Annotated in this window: 17 protein-coding genes; 8 read left to right on the top strand and 9 right to left on the bottom strand. The window is 67.3% G+C overall.

Features of this window, described 5'->3' with window-relative positions:
• Nucleotides 1-33: 33 nt before the first annotated feature.
• Nucleotides 34-597 (bottom strand): TlpA family protein disulfide reductase, encoded by a 564-nt coding sequence (locus AC13F7_RS16840; protein WP_483002283.1) that lies wholly within the window; start codon nucleotides 595-597, stop codon nucleotides 34-36.
• Nucleotides 594-1,868, bottom strand: coding sequence for a YihY family inner membrane protein (locus AC13F7_RS16835; protein ID WP_123728429.1), 1,275 nt, complete (start codon nucleotides 1,866-1,868; stop codon nucleotides 594-596). The genes AC13F7_RS16840 and AC13F7_RS16835 overlap by 4 nt, the downstream gene beginning before the upstream one ends.
• Nucleotides 1,869-1,989: 121 nt before the next feature.
• Here AC13F7_RS16835 and wrbA point away from each other — a divergent pair, with 121 nt between their 5' ends.
• From wrbA to AC13F7_RS16820, 3 genes are all read left to right on the top strand, one after another.
• Nucleotides 1,990-2,580: an NAD(P)H:quinone oxidoreductase gene (gene wrbA / locus AC13F7_RS16830; RefSeq protein ID WP_481470403.1), complete on the top strand. Its 591-nt coding sequence runs from the start codon at nucleotides 1,990-1,992 to the stop codon at nucleotides 2,578-2,580.
• Complete coding sequence (locus AC13F7_RS16825) at nucleotides 2,577-2,924, top strand: DUF2069 domain-containing protein (protein ID WP_483002280.1); 348 nt, start codon at nucleotides 2,577-2,579, stop codon at nucleotides 2,922-2,924. The genes wrbA and AC13F7_RS16825 overlap by 4 nt, the downstream gene beginning before the upstream one ends.
• A gap of 103 nt (nucleotides 2,925-3,027) precedes the next feature.
• Nucleotides 3,028-3,513, top strand: a complete 486-nt coding sequence (locus AC13F7_RS16820) for an asparaginase domain-containing protein (protein WP_026070231.1) — start codon at nucleotides 3,028-3,030, stop codon at nucleotides 3,511-3,513.
• A gap of 66 nt (nucleotides 3,514-3,579) precedes the next feature.
• Here the strand turns inward: AC13F7_RS16820 and AC13F7_RS16815 are convergent, their stop codons facing one another.
• The 3 genes from AC13F7_RS16815 to sufT form a co-directional block, all read right to left on the bottom strand.
• Nucleotides 3,580-5,325 (bottom strand): S8 family peptidase, encoded by a 1,746-nt coding sequence (locus tag AC13F7_RS16815; RefSeq protein WP_483002278.1) that lies wholly within the window; start codon nucleotides 5,323-5,325, stop codon nucleotides 3,580-3,582.
• A gap of 422 nt (nucleotides 5,326-5,747) precedes the next feature.
• Nucleotides 5,748-6,845: a branched-chain amino acid aminotransferase gene (locus AC13F7_RS16810; RefSeq protein WP_483002276.1), complete on the bottom strand. Its 1,098-nt coding sequence runs from the start codon at nucleotides 6,843-6,845 to the stop codon at nucleotides 5,748-5,750.
• A gap of 57 nt (nucleotides 6,846-6,902) precedes the next feature.
• Nucleotides 6,903-7,454, bottom strand: a complete 552-nt coding sequence (gene sufT / locus AC13F7_RS16805; protein ID WP_123728426.1) for a putative Fe-S cluster assembly protein SufT — start codon at nucleotides 7,452-7,454, stop codon at nucleotides 6,903-6,905.
• 118 nt (nucleotides 7,455-7,572) lie between these two features.
• Here sufT and AC13F7_RS16800 point away from each other — a divergent pair, with 118 nt between their 5' ends.
• Complete coding sequence (locus tag AC13F7_RS16800; RefSeq protein WP_483002274.1) at nucleotides 7,573-7,992, top strand: hypothetical protein; 420 nt, start codon at nucleotides 7,573-7,575, stop codon at nucleotides 7,990-7,992.
• A 149-nt stretch (nucleotides 7,993-8,141) separates the two neighbouring features.
• Here AC13F7_RS16800 and AC13F7_RS16795 read toward each other — a convergent pair whose 3' ends face one another.
• A complete protein-coding gene (locus AC13F7_RS16795; protein WP_481470398.1) occupies nucleotides 8,142-9,596 on the bottom strand; it encodes an NAD(P)(+) transhydrogenase (Re/Si-specific) subunit beta in 1,455 nt (484 codons plus the stop codon).
• The gene (locus AC13F7_RS16790) at nucleotides 9,593-9,901 is read right to left on the bottom strand and encodes an NAD(P) transhydrogenase subunit alpha part 2 (protein WP_121044596.1); all 309 of its coding nucleotides are present in this window, start codon (nucleotides 9,899-9,901) and stop codon (nucleotides 9,593-9,595) included. Before AC13F7_RS16790 ends, AC13F7_RS16795 begins: the two co-directional genes overlap by 4 nt.
• A gap of 130 nt (nucleotides 9,902-10,031) precedes the next feature.
• Between AC13F7_RS16790 and AC13F7_RS16785 the strand changes: the two genes are divergently transcribed.
• The 3 genes from AC13F7_RS16785 to AC13F7_RS16775 are packed head-to-tail and all read left to right on the top strand — an operon-like array spanning nucleotide 10,032 to nucleotide 11,367.
• Nucleotides 10,032-10,607 (top strand): RNA polymerase sigma factor, encoded by a 576-nt coding sequence (locus AC13F7_RS16785; RefSeq protein ID WP_483002272.1) that lies wholly within the window; start codon nucleotides 10,032-10,034, stop codon nucleotides 10,605-10,607.
• A complete protein-coding gene (locus AC13F7_RS16780; RefSeq protein WP_483002270.1) occupies nucleotides 10,604-10,939 on the top strand; it encodes a hypothetical protein in 336 nt (111 codons plus the stop codon). Before AC13F7_RS16785 ends, AC13F7_RS16780 begins: the two co-directional genes overlap by 4 nt.
• Nucleotides 10,939-11,367 carry a DUF3106 domain-containing protein gene (locus AC13F7_RS16775; protein ID WP_483002268.1) on the top strand — a complete coding sequence of 143 codons (429 nt, stop codon included), beginning with the start codon at nucleotides 10,939-10,941 and terminating at the stop codon, nucleotides 11,365-11,367. The genes AC13F7_RS16780 and AC13F7_RS16775 overlap by 1 nt, the downstream gene beginning before the upstream one ends.
• Nucleotides 11,368-11,417: 50 nt before the next feature.
• Here AC13F7_RS16775 and AC13F7_RS16770 read toward each other — a convergent pair whose 3' ends face one another.
• Together AC13F7_RS16770 and AC13F7_RS16765 are read right to left on the bottom strand one after the other, a co-directional pair.
• Nucleotides 11,418-12,500 (bottom strand): NAD(P) transhydrogenase subunit alpha, encoded by a 1,083-nt coding sequence (locus AC13F7_RS16770; RefSeq protein ID WP_483002266.1) that lies wholly within the window; start codon nucleotides 12,498-12,500, stop codon nucleotides 11,418-11,420.
• 71 nt (nucleotides 12,501-12,571) lie between these two features.
• Entirely contained in the window at nucleotides 12,572-14,893 is a 2,322-nt protein-coding gene (locus AC13F7_RS16765; protein WP_483002264.1) for a DUF1631 domain-containing protein, read from the bottom strand.
• A 331-nt stretch (nucleotides 14,894-15,224) separates the two neighbouring features.
• On the opposite strand from AC13F7_RS16765, the gene AC13F7_RS16760 reads away from it, so the two are divergent.
• Complete coding sequence (locus AC13F7_RS16760; protein WP_483002262.1) at nucleotides 15,225-15,800, top strand: nitroreductase family protein; 576 nt, start codon at nucleotides 15,225-15,227, stop codon at nucleotides 15,798-15,800.
• The last annotated feature ends 20 nt before the right edge of the window (nucleotides 15,801-15,820 follow it).

Below are 15,820 nucleotides of genomic sequence, written 5' to 3'. Positions count from 1 at the left end.
CACAGCAGCCGGGCAGCGCCCGGCACTACGTGATTACCTGGCGGCGATCCGCGCTTCGATGTCATGCGCGGTGACCGGGCCAAGGAATTCCTTGGCGACCTTGCCGTCCGGCGCGATCAGGTAGGTCATCGGCAGGCCGCGCGGGATCGCGAAGTCTTCCGGCGGGTTGTAGGTGTCCACGATCACGATCGGATAGGTGACCGGACGCTTCTCCAGGAAGGCCTTCATCTCGGCCGGTTCGATGTCCTCGAAGGCCAGCCCGACCACCTCGATCTCATTGCGCATCGCGTGCAGCGCCGAGAGCTCGGGCATTTCCTTGCGGCACGGGGCGCACCAGGTCGCCCAGAAATTCACCACCACCCACTTGCCGCGGTGCGCTGCCAGATCGTAGTCGGTGCCGCCCAGCGCCTTGGCTTTCAGCGTCGGCTGTTCGACGGTCTTGCGCTCGGTGGCGGGTACTGCTTCGGCCGGCGGTGCAGCCGGCTCGTTGATGGGGGCCGGGGCGGCGGGCGCGGTGGCCTCGCTTTGTGCGGCGGGCTTGTTGCAGGCGGCCAGCGTCAGCAGGCCCAGGGCCAGCAGCAGGGGCTTGGCGGTCATGGTTTGTCTCCGGGGGTCGAGTAGATGTCGCTGACGCGGCGTTTGAGCAGTTCGCGCAGCGGCAGGCGCAAGGTGTCCAGCGCGGCCACCGAGGCCGTGCCCAGGCTGTCGTCGCGATACGGCAGGTAGGCCTCCTTGATCGGGATCCGCATCTGCGTGGTCTCGTACAGGTCGGCCAGGGTGAGTTTGTCCAGGTCGCGCGCGAGCAGCCATTCACCCTGCTCATCGCGGCGCACCACGCGGATCGCCTCCAGATCGCAGAGCAACGTCTGCAGCAGCGAATCGGTCAGCATCGGCTCCAGCCGCAGGATTTCATCGTCATCCAGGCTGCGGCCATCGGCCCGGGCCTGGTGGAAGCGACCGATCAGGCGCAGCAGGCCGTAGATCTCATACCCCACCGGCAGGCGCAGGTCGGCTGGCTGGTAGCGGAAGGCGGCGATCGAGGAGGCCAGCGAGGCCCCCAGCAGCACCGAGACCCAGCACAGGTAGATCCACAGCAGCAGGATCGGTACGAAGGCGACCGTGCCGTAGAGCTTCTGGTAGGACTGGAAACTGCCCAGGTAAGCACCCATGCCCCACTTCACCAGCTCCAGCATGATCGCAGCCAGGATCGCGCCGGGGACGGCATGGCGCCATTTGACCGTGTGGTGCGGCACTACGCGGTAGACCAGCATGATGCAGACGAACTCGATCAGGATCGGCGCGACCGTCAGTGAGACGTTGGCCAGCCAACGGCCTTCGCTGGTGCCGAACAGCGGCAGCGCGAACACCCGCGCCGAGACCGCCAGCGAGGCCGCGGCGAGCATCGCGCCGAGGGTGAGCACGGTCCAGTACACGAGGAAACGGGTCAGCTTGGGCCGGGTCGAACTGACCCGCCAGATCTGGTTGAAGGTTTCTTCCACGCTGTTGAGCGTGATCAGCAGCGACACCACCAGGGCGATGAAGCCGGCGGCGGTCAATTGCCCGGCGCTGGCCGAGAACTGCCGCAGGTAGCCTTCGGCGGCGCGCGCGGCGTTGGGCACGAAGTTGGAGAACACGTAGTCGCTGAGGGTGTCGCTCCAGCGGTCGAACACCGGGAACGCCGAGAGCACCCCGAACACCACGATGGCCAGCGGCACCAGCGCGAACACCGTGGTGTAGGCCAGCGAGGCGGCCGCCTGGAACAGGCGGTCATCCAGGAAGCGGCGCCACAGGAAGCGGCCGAAGCTGATCGTGCGCGCGCGGTCCCGGACGCGTTCGATCCACAGATTGATCGTATCGAGAGGTTCCATCGGCGCAAGGGTACCCGATGACGGGTGTGGGGCATGCACGGCCGCTCACAGTGCCCGGCCTCGCCCTGAGCGGGCAGCGTTGCCATACTGGCTGCATTGCACGCAATGAGATGAAAGCGAAATGGCGGAGATCCTGGTGCTGTATTACAGCCGTGGCGGTTCGGTGGCACGGCTTGCCCGCCAGATTGCGCGCGGCATCGGCGAGGTACCGGGCATGAGCGCGCGGCTGCGCACGGTGCCCCCGGTGGCGGCGGTGACGCAGACCGCACTGCCCCCGGTGCCCGAGGATGGCGCGCCGTATGTCAGCGTGGCCGATCTGGCCGAATGCATGGGGCTGCTGCTGGGCAGCCCGACCCGGTTCGGCAACATGGCCGCGCCGGTGAAGCACTTCCTGGACGGGCTGGGCGCGGAGTGGGCCAACGGCACCCTGGCCGGCAAGCCGGCCGGCGTGTTCACCTCGACAGCCTCGCTGCACGGTGGGCAGGAGTCGACGCTATTGTCGATGCAGGTCCCGCTGCTGCACCACGGCTGCCTGATCGTCGGCATTCCCTTCACCGAGCCGGCGCTGAGCCACACCACCACCGGCGGCACACCCTACGGCGCCAGCCACGTGGCCGGGGCGGACGACAACCCGGTGCCGAGCGAGGATGAGAGCATCCTGGCCCGCGCGTTGGGGCGGCGGGTGGCCGATATCGCGCGGCGGCTGGCGTGACCACGCGCGCCCAGGAAATCGTCCTGGCGCTGCTGCTGGCGGCGCTGGCGGTGCTGTTCGCGGTGTGGTTCGCGCAGGACAAGCATTGGCTGGCCTCCCAGCTGGTGTTTACCCTGCCGCCGCTGCTGCTGGCACTGGGCGTGCTGGTGCGGCGGGGCAAGGCGATGTTCTGGGCCGGGGTGCTGGCGCTGTTCTGGTTCAGCCACGGGGTGATGAGCGCCTGGAGCCACCCGGAGGTGGCGCTGTGGGGCTGGCTCGAGCTGGGGCTGGCCCTGGCGGTGATCGGGGTCGCCAGCACGCCGGGGCTGCGCCGGCGCTTCGGCCGCAAGACAACAGCTGGCTGACCGTCCGGCGTCGCACGCCTGCATCGGGCCGGCGGCAGCCGTATCATCTACGGGTCGGCGCGGCGGTTCCGTGCCCTTCTGTCTGGTACCCAGGATGCTTGCAATGGAAGAACTACTGATCATCACCACCGGTGGCACGATCGACAAGATCTACTTCGACGACAAGTCGGACTATCAGATCGGTGATCCGCAGATCGGGATGATCCTGCGCGAGCTGGGCGTGACCTTCCGTTTCAATGTGATCCCGATCCTGCGCAAGGATTCGCTGCACATCACCGACGAGGACCGTGAGCTGATCCGGGCCACGATCGCCGCGCAGCCGACGCGGCATGTGCTGGTCACCCATGGCACCGACTCGATGGTGCAGACCGGCCAGGTGTTGAAGTCGATCACCGACAAGACGATCGTCATGACCGGTGCGCTGAGCCCGGCCCGCTTCCGCGGCTCGGATGCGGAGTTCAACATCGGGTGTGCGATCGGTGCGGTGCAGTCGCTGCCGAGCGGCGTGTACATCGCGATGAACGGCCGGATCTGGAATCCGGAACAGGTACGCAAGAACGTAGCCGCCAACCGCTTCGAAGCTGCGTAATCGCTGTTGATCGAACGAACGCCCCGGCATGCCGGGGCGTTCTGCGTTGGTGCGATGGGACAGCGATCAGTACTGCGCAGTCAGAGTCACCCCGGAGAAGGTCGAGTAGGCCTTGACCCGTACGTGCCAGGTGCCGGCCGCCGGCGACGCGATCGTGCAGGTCTCGTTGTTGCCGCTCAGGTAGGGGCGGCAGGTGTAGACAGTGTCGGTCGGGGCACTGCCGGAACGAACGTAGAGGTCGGCATCGCCGCTGCCACCGGCGATGGTGACCTTCAGCTGGCTGCTGCCCGACGGCACGGTCACGGTGTAGGCCAGGGAAGCACCGCTGGCGGCGCCGAGGCCGGTGACCGGGACGTTGTTCTGCAGCACGTTGCCGGTGCCCGGGTTCGGATTGGTCCCGCCCAGGGCGGCCGTCACCGCCGCGTCGGCATCGACGATGCCTGCGCCGCAACCGCCGGAGCAGGCGCCCGGCAACGGACGTGCGGTGCTCTTGAGCAGGCTTTCGATGGCCGCTGGGCTCAGCGCGGTCGGCGCGACGGACTGGACCAGCGCGACCACGCCGGCCACGTGCGGGGCTGCCATCGAGGTGCCGTTGTAGGAGGCATACGATGCGGTGCCCGGGACCGTAGTGCCGCTGTTGAGGGTGGAGAGGATGCCCTGCCCCGGCGCAGAGATGTCGATGCCGGCACCGTAGTTGGAGAAGCTGGCGCGAGCCCCGGCCGAGGTGGTCGCGGCAACGGCGATGACGTTGGCGCAGTTGGCTGGCACCGAAGAGGACACGTTGGTGTTGCTGTTGCCGGCCGCGACGACCACGGTCGTGCCGCGCGAAACGGCGCCGTTGATGGCGGTCTGGTAGGTGGTGGAGCAGCTGCCACCGCCGCCGAGCGACATGTTGATCACTTCGGCGGGGTTGGCATTGGCCGGGACGCCGCTGACGGTTCCGCCGGAAGCCCAGACGATCGCATCGGCGATGTCGGAGGTGTAGCCGCCGCACTTGCCGAGCACGCGCACCGGGACGACCTTGGCGTTGAACGCGGTGCCGGCCACGCCGCTGCTGTTGTTGGTCACCGCCGCGACGGTACCGGCCACGTGGGTGCCGTGCCAGCTGGAATTGGACGCAGGAATGCCGGAACCACACTCGTTGGCGGCGTACCAGTCGCCCTCGTCGTTGGGATTGTTGTCGCGGCCACCGCCGTCGCGCGCCATCGCCGCGTCGCTGATGAAGTCATAGCCGGGCAGGAGGTTGGCGTTGAGATCGGGGTGGTTGGTGATGCCGGTGTCGATCACCGCCACCACCACGCCGGTGCCGGTGGCCTTGTCCCAGGCCGGGCGTACGTTGATCGAGGCGTTGCTCGTGCCGAAGCCCCACTGTTCGGAGAAGCGGGTGTCGTTGGGCACCAGCGTGGCCTGCATCAGCTGATCGACTTCGACGTATTCCACGCCCGGATCTGCCGCCAGACGGCGCATCAGCAGCTCGGCTTCGGCACGGTCCAAAGGCCGGTCGGCCTTGACCACGGTCGGGCCGATCGCCAGCTGGCGCAGCTTCTGCAGCCCCAACGCGCGGCCCTGGGCCGCCGGCACCGCAGCGGCGGCGGCCTTCAGTGAACTGGCCAGCGCGGTCGGCGTTGCGACCTCGCTGCTGCCATCCTTGTACTTCACGATGAAACGCTGGTGGGTCGGCGCCGAAGACAGACCGCTCAGCTGCACATCGCCGGCGAAGGCCGGGGTGGCCAGCAGCAGGCTCGACATGACAGAGGCGCCCAGTACAACCCATGCACGGTGACGCAAACGGTGTTGCGAGACATGAGACATCGGATTTCCCTTTCAGACAGTGAATGCCGTCGTCGCGGCTGAGAATCCAGGTCCGATCCGGGGGCTGCTGGAGCGATGGCAAGGATCGGGCCCGGTGATTGGATCGGTTCCCCTGAGATCAAACCGCCCGTTCCGACGCTAGTGGCTCACCGCACGATCAACAATGTTTCAGCTGCACTTCAGTGACATGAAATGTCGGATTTGAGACTTTCTGTGTCGAGGGTTTGTGAAAGTGAAGGTGTAAGGGATGTTTTGAACGGTCCAATTGCGTCAACGAATGTCCGAAATGGCTGTCAATGTCCTCTCCCACAGGACAACACTTGCGCATCAATGGCTTGCGTCGTTGCCACCGCAGGACAGGCAACAAAAAACCCGCCTGTCACCAAGCGGGTTTGGGGGGTCTCAGCGGGGATCCGCCGGGATCAGGCGTCCAGGCGGACCAGCCAGCCATGACGGTCCGGCACGCGGCCGTACTGGATATCGGTCAGTTCCTTGCGCAGCGACATCGTCACTTCGCCGGCCGGCGCGTTGATGTCACCCACCGAGAAGCCTTCGCCCTTGAGCTGGCCGATCGGGGTGACCACCGCAGCGGTACCGCAGGCGAACGCTTCCACGATATCGCCGGAGGTCACGCCGTCCTTCCACTCCTCGAGAGTGACCTTGCGCTCTTCGACATTCATGCCGCGGTCGCGCGCCAGCTGCAGGATGCTTTCACGGGTGATGCCTTCCAGGATGCTGCCCGACAGCGACGGGGTCACCAGGGTGCCGTCCTTGTAGACCAGGAACACATTCATGCCACCCAGCTCTTCCAGGTACTTGCCTTCCACCGGATCCAGGAACAGCACCTGCGAGCAGCCCTGCGCCTGCGCCTTCTGCTGCGGCAGCAGTGAGGCGGCGTAGTTGCCACCGCACTTGGCCGCGCCGGTACCGCCCTTGCCTGCGCGCGCGTACTCGGTGGACAGCCAGATCGCCACCGGCGCCACGCCCTTGGCGAAGTACGGGCCGGCCGGGCTGGCGATCACGTAGTAGCCGGCCTTGTGCGCGCCGCGCACGCCCAGGAAGGCTTCATCGCCGATCATGAAGGGACGGAAGTACAGGCTGGATTCGTCAGCCGACGGCACCCAGCTGGCGTCCACCGCAATCATCTGCTTGAGCGATTCGACGAAGATCTCCACCGGCAGTTCCGGCAGCGCCAGGCGCTGGGCCGAACGCTGCAGGCGGCGGCCGTTGGCCTCCGGGCGGAAGGTCCAGATCGAGCCGTCGGCGTGGCGGTAGGCCTTGATGCCTTCGAAGATCTCCTGACCGTAATGCAGCACCGCAGCGGCCGGGTCCAGCTGCAGCGGGCCATACGGGCGCACCACGGCATCGTGCCAGCCGGTGTCCTTGTCCCAGCGCACTTCCACCATGTGGTCGGTGAAGTGCAGACCAAAACCGGGGGCGGCCAGGATGCGCTCACGCTCCTCGCTGCTGCGCGGCTGGGCGGAACGGGTGGTGTTGAAGCTCACGGAAGACTGGGACACCGGATATTTCCTGTTCTGGTTACGGGGAACGCCGTGACGCCGGCTGGCGATGGGCGGTTACAGCATGCCGGTTTCGAGCCGGGCGGCCTCGGACATCATGTGACGGCCCCACGGCGGGTCGAACACCAGTTCGACGTCGGCCTGCGCCACCGTCGGGATCATTTCCAGCTTGCTGCGCACGTCATCGACGAGAATCTCGCCCATGCCGCAGCCGGGGGCGGTCAGGGTCATCTTGATCTCGACCTCGCGCTGGCCGTCGTCCAGGTGCTTGAGGTCCACTTCATAGACCAGGCCCAGATCGACGATGTTGAACGGGATTTCCGGATCGAAACAGGTGCGCAGCTGCTGCCACACCAGTTTTTCGACCTCCTCATCGGAGGCATCGGCGGGCAGTTCCAGCGCCGGGGGCGCTTCCTTGCCGATGGCATCGCCATCCTTGCCGGCGATACGGAACAGATTGCCTTCGACAAAGACGGTATAGCTGCCACCCAGGGCCTGGGTGATGTAGCCATAGCTGCCAGCGGGCAGCGTGACCGTTTCGCCCTGCGGGACCATGACGGCCTCGCAGTCGCGTTCGAAGTGGACAGGTTCACTGCTACGGGAATACATGTGGATCGATATGGGGGTCGCGGCCAATTCCCGCAAGGCGACCATTTTAGCCCAGTGGCCGCCCACGCGCCGGTCACCCCGCAAGCCGGTATCCTGTGGGGACTTACAGGAAGATTGCATGTCGCCCACGTCCGTGCCTGTCCGGAGCCGCCACTGGCTCTGGCCCCCGATGTTGCTGCTTGGTGTTGTCACGGCCACGTTGGCCTGGTTGTTCATCGCCCTGCTCACCGGCCGCCAGGCCGGCTGGATGGCGGTTCTGGCCGCAGTGGACATCGCGTTCATGCTGCGCCTGGGCACCCTGCGCGCGGGCAGGACCCGGGTGGTGCTGACCCTGCTGGCGACCCTGCTGGTTGCGCTGGCGGCCAACTGGGGCATCGCCTCGGCCTACCTTGGCGGCTCGATGGGCCTCAATCCGTGGGAATCAGCGTTGCGCATGGGGCCCTATCTGGCCGCCACCCTGATCGGCCTGGCCAACGGCGCGGCTCAATGGCTGTGGTTGGGCGTGGGGCTGGTCGTGGGTTGGTGGGTGGCCAAGTAACCGCCCTCCATGCGCGCTGCCGACGCATGGCGTTCCATGCATCGGTAGTGCCGGTGTCGCCGCAGATCCGGTTTCGCCGCAGGTCGGATGCCGCCGTAATTTCGGTACTGCTGTAGGTCACGACCGTTGGTCGTGACCCTCGCCCCGCTTCAATGCCCGCCGTCGAGCGCCTTCAGCTCGCTGACCAGCGCGCTCGCCGCACCCGCACCATCGCCGTACAGCATGCGGGCGTTGTCGGCATAGAACAGCGCATTCTCGATGCCCGCAAAGCCGGTGCCCTTGCCCCGCTTGATCACCACCACGTTGCGGGCGTTGACCACGTCCAGGATCGGCATGCCATAGATCGGGCTGGCCGGGTCGGTGCGCGCCACCGGATTGACCACGTCGTTGGCGCCGATCACCAGCACCACGTCGGTGTTGGGGAATTCCGGGTTGATGTCGTCCATGTCGGCGATGAGGTCGTAGGGCACGCCCGCTTCGGCCAGCAGCACGTTCATGTGCCCCGGCATGCGCCCGGCCACCGGGTGGATAGCGAACTTCACCTTGATGCCGCGATCGATCAGGCGCTGCGCCAGCTCCCACACCTTGTGCTGCGCCTGGGCCACGGCCATGCCGTAACCGGGCACGATCACCACGCGCTCGGCGAAGGCCAGCATCGCAGCGACGTCACTGGCCTCGATCGGCTTCTGCGCGCCGCTGATCTCCTGCGCCACACCGCCGCCACCGAAGTTGGAAAACAGCACGCCGCTGATCGGGCGGTTCATCGCCTTGGCCATCAGGCGTGTAAGCAGGATGCCCGCCGCGCCAACCATCATGCCGGCGATGATCAGGGCCTCGTTGCCGAGCACATATCCCTCGAAGGCCACCGCCAGGCCGGTGAATGCGTTGTACAGCGAGATCACCACCGGCATGTCGGCGCCACCGATCGGCAGCGTCATCAGTACGCCCAGCGCGAGTGCGACCACAAAGAAGCTGATGATCGCCACCGGACTGAGGGTGACCGCTGCCCAGACGCCCAGCACCACCATCGCCAGCGCGACCAGCAGGTTGAACAGCTGCTGCCCCGGGAAGGTGACGCGGCGGTCGAGCCGACCATCGAGCTTGGCCCAGGCGATGATCGAGCCGGACAGCGACACCGCGCCGATCGCCGAGCCGATGACGGCCAGCGCCAGCACGGTGGCCGACGGCTGACGCGCGGCGAGGTCGGCCAGCGCCTGCTCGCTCCAGTGGGTGGTATCGCGGTTGGTCAGGAACGAGAAGCGCAGCAGCTCGACCGCACCGATCGCCGCCGCCGACCCGCCGCCCATGCCGTTGTAGAGCGCCACCATCTGCGGCATGTCGGTGATCGCCACGCGCTTGGCCGACCACCACGCCACCCCGGTGCCGATCGCCACCGCCGCCAGGATCAGCGGGATGTTGTGCAGCTCGGGCAGGAAGAATGTCGCCACCGTGGCGATCAGCATGCCCAGGCCGGCCCAGCGGATACCGCTGCGCGCGGTCATCGGCGAGGCCATGCGCTGCAGGCCGAGCAGGAACAGGGTGGCGGCGACCAGATAGCTCACCTGGACCAGCCACTGCAGCAGTTGCGCGGTGGTCACGTTCAAGGCGTCTTCTCCCCGGCGTCGCGCTTGGCGCTGGGCTTGAACATGTCGAGCATGCGTTCGGTCACCACGTAGCCGCCGGCCGCGTTGCCCGCGCCGAGCACCACCGCGATGAAGCCGATGATCTTTTCAAGTGGGGTCTGCGCGTGCCCCAGCACCACCATCGCGCCGATCAGCACGATGCCGTGGATGAAGTTGGAGCCGGACATCAAAGGGGTATGCAGGATCACCGGCACCCGCGAAATGATCACGTGGCCGGCAATGGCGGCCAGCATGAAGATATACAACGCCACGAACCCGTCGCTCATTGCAGTCACTCTCCCAGGCGGTCATCCCGTCCCCTGCATCATAACCATGCGCTGAACCAATCGGGCAGGCCGGTCAACCGTGACCGCCCTGGGGCGTTCTCACGGTATTCCCCTGCCGGACCGCTACCCTGTGCTGGTGAGCTCTCCCCTACCGTCGACGGATGCCGACCTGCCCGCCCCTGCCGAGGTGGCGCTGCCGGTGTCGCTGGATGCGTTCCTGGCCGGCATCGGCCCGCGCGCGTTCCGCTTCGCCGAGGCCGGCCTGCGCCAGCGCGACGACGCGCTGGATGCGGTGCAGGACAGCATGTTGAAAATGCTCGGCTACCGCGACAAACCCGCCGCCGAGTGGGCACCGCTTTTCTGGAGCATCCTGCGCCGCCGCGTGGTGGATCTGCAGCGCCGCCGTGGCTTCCGCCTGAAGTTCTGGCGCAGCAGCGACGAGCACGGTGGCGACCATGACATCGACTGGGCCGACAGTGCGCCCGGCCCGGCCCAGGCACACGAACAGCGCGACCAGTACACACAACTGGTGCAGGCGCTGCGCGAGCTGCCCGCGCGCCAGCGCGAAGCGTTTACCCTGCGCGTGCTGCAGGACCTGGACGGCGCCACCACAGCCAAGGCCATGGGCTGCAGCGAAGGCGCGGTCAAAACCCATCTTTCGCGCGCCCGCCAGGCGCTGCAGCAGTCTCTGGAGATCGCCCTGTGAACCGCCCCCTGCCCCCTTCGATGCATGACGATGCCGCGCTGCGGCAGCTGCACGCGCAGGCGCTGGATACGCTCTCGTCGGCCACGTTGGCGCGGTTGCGCAGCGCGCGTCATGGCGCCGCACCCGCCAAGCGGCATCTGCCGTCCTGGTGGATGGCCACGGCCTGTTCGGCGGTGGTCGCGCTCGCGTTGGGCTACAGTTTCCTCCTCGGCGAATCGACCGCCCCGCCGGCACCGGTCGTGGCGAGCGCGGCCGATGACGGCAGCGACGTTCTCGACGAAAATCCCGATCTGTATGTGTGGCTGGGCAGCACCGACCTGGCAATGGAGTGATGATGAAACTGCGACTGTCCCTCGGGCTGGTATTGCTGACGCTGAGTGCGGCCGGCTGGGCCCAGACCGCCCCGCTGCCGGATTGGGACACACTCAGCCCGCAGCAGCGTGAGGCGTTGATCGCGCCGGTGCGTGACCGCTGGAACGACGCCCCGGCGCCCCAGCGCGAACGCATGCTGCAGCACGGCCAGCGCTGGCTGACCATGACCCCGGAGCAACGCGCGCAGGCGCAGCGGGGCCGCCACCGTTTCGAGAACATGACGCCGGAGCAACGCGAACAGGCGCGCGCACTGTTTGGTCAGATGCGTAGCATGAGCCCTGAGCAACGGCAGGCGCTGCGCGACCGCTGGGCACGGATGACCCCGGATGAACGCAAGGCCTGGCTCAAGGCCAACCCTGCGCCGCCACCGACGCCGCCGAAGCGCTGAGCCGTTAACGGGAACGGAGGGGATGATTAACTACCTCCGTCCCTGTTATTTCAGGCGGCGACCCAGCGGGTTTTCGCGAGCAGTTCGTCGTCCCAGTCGAAGGTGACCGCGCCGTCCTTCAGGAACAGCGCGACGAAGTTGTAGACGTTGCGGGCGTACATCTCGCTGGCGTGGACCGCGCCCTGGCTGGCCAGGTTGAGCGGGCCGTCGATGAGCACGCCGTCCAGATCCACCACCTCGCCCGGCTGGGTGGCTTCGCAGTTGCCGCCGGTTTCCGCAGCGAGATCGACGATCACGCTGCCAGGTTTCATGCCACGCGCCATCGCGGTGCTGACGATCTTCGGCGCAGGCCGCCCGGGAACGGCGGCCGTGCAGATCACCACGTCCACCGTGCGCAGATGCTCGCCAAGGCGACGCTGCTGTTCGGCACGTTCCTCATCGGTCAGCGGGCGCGCATAGCCGCCTTCGCCCACTGCGCTGACGCCCAGGTCCAGGAATTTGCCGCCCAGCGATTCGATCTGCTCGCGGGTTTCCGGGCGCACATCGAAGCCTTCCACCTGCGCGCCCAGCCGGCGCGCGGTGGCGATCGCCTGCAGCCCGGCCACACCCGCACCCACCACCAGCACCTTGGAAGGACGGATCGTGCCAGCGGCGGTGGTGAGCATCGGGAAGAAGCGCGGCGCGCGCTGGGCCGCGATCAGCGTGGCCTTGTAACCGGCCATGCCGGCCTGCGAACTGAGCACATCCATCGATTGCGCACGTGTGGTGCGCGGCAGACGCTCCAGCGGGAAGGCCTGCAGGCCACGCGACTGGATCAGGCCGGCACGCTCGGCGTCGGCCTGCGGGTGCAGCATGCCGATCAGGCTGGCACCGGATGTCAGCCGGGCCAGACGGTCATTGGACGGGGGCTGCACGCACAGCACGATGTCGGCCTGGGCCAGGCGGGCGTCATCGGCAGGCTGTGCCCCCACGTCCTGGTAGGCCGCATCGGGGAAGCCCGCAGCCAACCCGGCACCGGGCTCGAATGACACGCCCGCACCCAGCGCGATCAGCTTGCGCGCCGTTTCCGGCGTCATCGCCACGCGCCGTTCTCCCGGCGCATGTTCCTTTACCACCAACACCTCGACAGCCATGCCTGTCCCCGACGATCAGCGGATTGTGGGCTGATCGTAACCCGATCGTCAGGCCAAGGTGGTCTCCGGGGTCAATGCACGGTGGCGTTCTTGGTATCCAGGCGATCGATCACGCCCTGCATGGCACTGTCGAACGCGCCGTCGTCGATATGCGCGCGCAGACGCCCCAGGCGAACCATCACCGCCAGCTCTTCCGGCGAGGCCACGCAGAAGCGCACCCCCCGCCGGTTGACGAACAGCAGGCGCTGGGAAATCGGACTGACCCAGGACAGCTTGCCCGCCTGCACCTTGCCGTCCTTGTCGACGAAATCCAGCCAGCTGCCGATCTCCAGGCCGCGGAAGCGGTCGGCATCGGCATTGTCGAAATCGCTGACATCCACCTTGCTGCCCAGCTCCACCGCCGCCGATTCCTGCGCCGGCGGCGAAGGCAACGCGACCTGCGGCAGTTCGGGCAGCGCCCGTTCCAGCTCGGGGCGCGATTCGGCGATGCCCTGCAGGGTATCGTGCAGCGCATCGATGGCACTGGTGGCCGCGTCGGCATGCACACCGACGCTGGCAAAGACCTTGCGCAGCGCAGGGTGCCAAGCCTGCAGCCACGGCTTGCCGACGATATGGCGGCGCGCCTCGGCCACTTCATCCAGGATGCCATCGGCCAGGCTCAACGCCTCACCGACCGACGCGCCGTCTTCGCCTTCGCGCAGTACGGTCAGGGTCAGATGGTGCTGCCACGGCTGGCGCAGGAATTCACCGATGGCCTGCGGCAAGGTGGTATCGCCGATGCGGCGGTCCAGTTCGGTGCTGGCGCGCTGGCGCGCCATTTCGAGCTTTTCCTGGCCGCGCTGGGTTTCGGCGGCACGGCGCTCGGCGATCTCGATACGGCGGCGGTGCTGGGTCAGGAACTCGCGGAATTCTTCTTCCAGGGTGAGGAAGATCGCCAGGTTTTCGTTGAACTCGGCCACCAGGCGCTCGATGATCTCCTCGACCTTGCCCATCAGCACGCGCTCGGCCTGGCTCTCGCCGGTATTGCCTTCGCAGGCCTCGGCCAGCGAGTTGAGCAGCTTGCGCGCCGGGTGGGTCTTCTGCACGAACATGCGGCGGTCGAGCATCGCGACCTTGACGAAGGGCACCACCAGCCGGCCGATCAGCTCGCGCGAACGGCCCTCCAGGTCGCGCTCATCGAGCATCACATCGAACAGCATGCCGACCAGATCGATCGCGTCTTCGTCCTGCGGGTCCAGCCGCGCCTGCGCGGGATCCACCCCGAGCCGGGTCGCGCCGGACAGCACTTCACTCTTCAACCGCTGCGCCAGCGATTCACCGTCCTCGCCGATCGCCGCGCGCAGGGTGGCGCTCGGCGTGGCCTGCAGCAGCGACAGCACGGACATCATCTCGCGCTGGCTCAGCGGGCGCTGCTGGCCCACCGCGACGCTGGCCGCCGAGGTGGCGTCCTCGCGCACATGACGGGTCTGCTGCAGCAGTTCGTGCAGCGCATCGAGCAGCATGCCCTGATTGCCACCGAGGCTCTCGCCCCCATCGCCGGACTGCTCCTGATGACCGGCCTGGGCACCCTGGAGGCGGCCGCGGCTTTCGGCCCAGCGGTCGGCGAAGCGGCGGGCCCAGGCCGGTGCCTGGCCCTCCTCACTGCTGCTCCCTGCGGTGTCCGGATCGAATCCATCGAACGCGGCATCATGGTCCGGTCGCGGCGGGGGCGAGGGCGCGCGCGGCGGGGGCCGGCGCGCGGCCATCTGCGGCATCACACCCGCAGCGGCCAGTTGTTCATCCAGATGGTCGTAGCGCTTGCCGATCGGCTGCTGGAGGTCGCGCTCACACAGCTTGATCAGCACCAGCCGCACTTCCGGGGCCAATTCACAATCGGCGAAGGCTTCGTGGATGGCCACGCCGATATGCTCGGGGCTGATCGGATTGGTATCGGCGTTGAGCTCCAGCCCCCGGGCGATCACGCCCAGGCGGCGGTCCAGCCGCGAGAGCACCGGCTTGAAGTCACGCAACAGCACGGTGGCGAAGTTGCGCACCGCCAGCCGGGACTCCAGCACGTGTTCAGGGACCAGGCTCAGGCCATCTTCGATCTGACCGGCCAGGGTGGCTTCGGCCGACACCGGGTCGCCCCGCTCCAGCCCGTCCCAGCCGTGCTCCAGGTGAGCACGGAACCCGGCCACGATGTCGTCCCGGCGGCGGCGCAGCTCGCGCATGCCATCCAGGAACAGCAACTGCGACGCGCCGGCGGTACCGGCACGGTCGAACAGCACGTCATCAAAGCGCGCCAGCACCGCCGAGAACGACTCGACCAGCCCAGGCAGCACGGCCTCACGGGCCATCTTCAACAACGCCGGGTCACGGCCCGGGTGCCCCCCTACATTGGGCGTGGCGATCATGCGAGAAGGCTCCCCACCTTCACAGGTACTGAGTGCAACATGGATACAACGAACGCCGGCGCACCCCATGCGCCCACGTTCGGAGGATAGGCCGGCCGACCGGTCAGAGACAGTGAAACAGTCGACACTTTAGACCTCATTACCGGTGACCCGGCAGGCCTTGTATCGTAAGCGCAGCAGGACGTGGAAGCGAGTACAGCCACGTGAAGGAAGTCCGCTGATTAGGTGATATTCATCACGCTTTGTCGCAAATTGCACCGAGATCGCCCAAGACCGTGTCACAAACACGGACGACTATAATCGGGGCATCGTGAAGCCTGATTGAGAGACCATGTCCGTTCCCCCCGCGCTGCATGCCCTGGACGCCCGCCGTTCGGTCCCCGCCAAGCAACTCGGCGAACCCGGTCCGGATCCGGACACCCTGCTGCGGATGCTCACCTCCGCCGTGCGCGTGCCCGACCACGGCAAACTGGTGCCGTACCGCTTCCTGCGGATCGCTGGCGATGCGCGTCACAGTCTGGGAGCGTTCCTGGCCGAGCGCGCCTTCCAGCGCGACCCTCAGGTGTCCGCTGCCCAGCTGGACAAGGATCGCCAACGGTTCTCCCATGCCCCGCTGATCATCACCGTCATCGCCAGCCCGCGCCCGAACCCCAAGGTGCCCGAGGCGGAGCAGTTGATGACCGCCGGCTGCGTCTGCTTCGCCCTGCTGCAGGCCGCGCAGGCATTCGGCTTCGGCGCGCAGTGGCTGACCGCCTGGATGGCCTTCGACCCGGCCGTGCATGCCCACCTGGGCCTGGCCGAGGGCGAGCAGATCGCCGGCTTCATCCACATCGGCACGCCGAAGACCGCCGTTCCCGAACGCGAGCGACCGGACCCGGCCGCGCTGCTGCAGGACTGGGAGGGCTGAGATGTCCGCCCTCGCTGCCG

The sequence above is a fragment of the Stenotrophomonas sp. K-6 genome, assembly GCF_056861555.1.
Note: the sequence above shows the minus strand (reverse complement) of the source record. Positions and strands in the feature narration are given on the sequence as shown.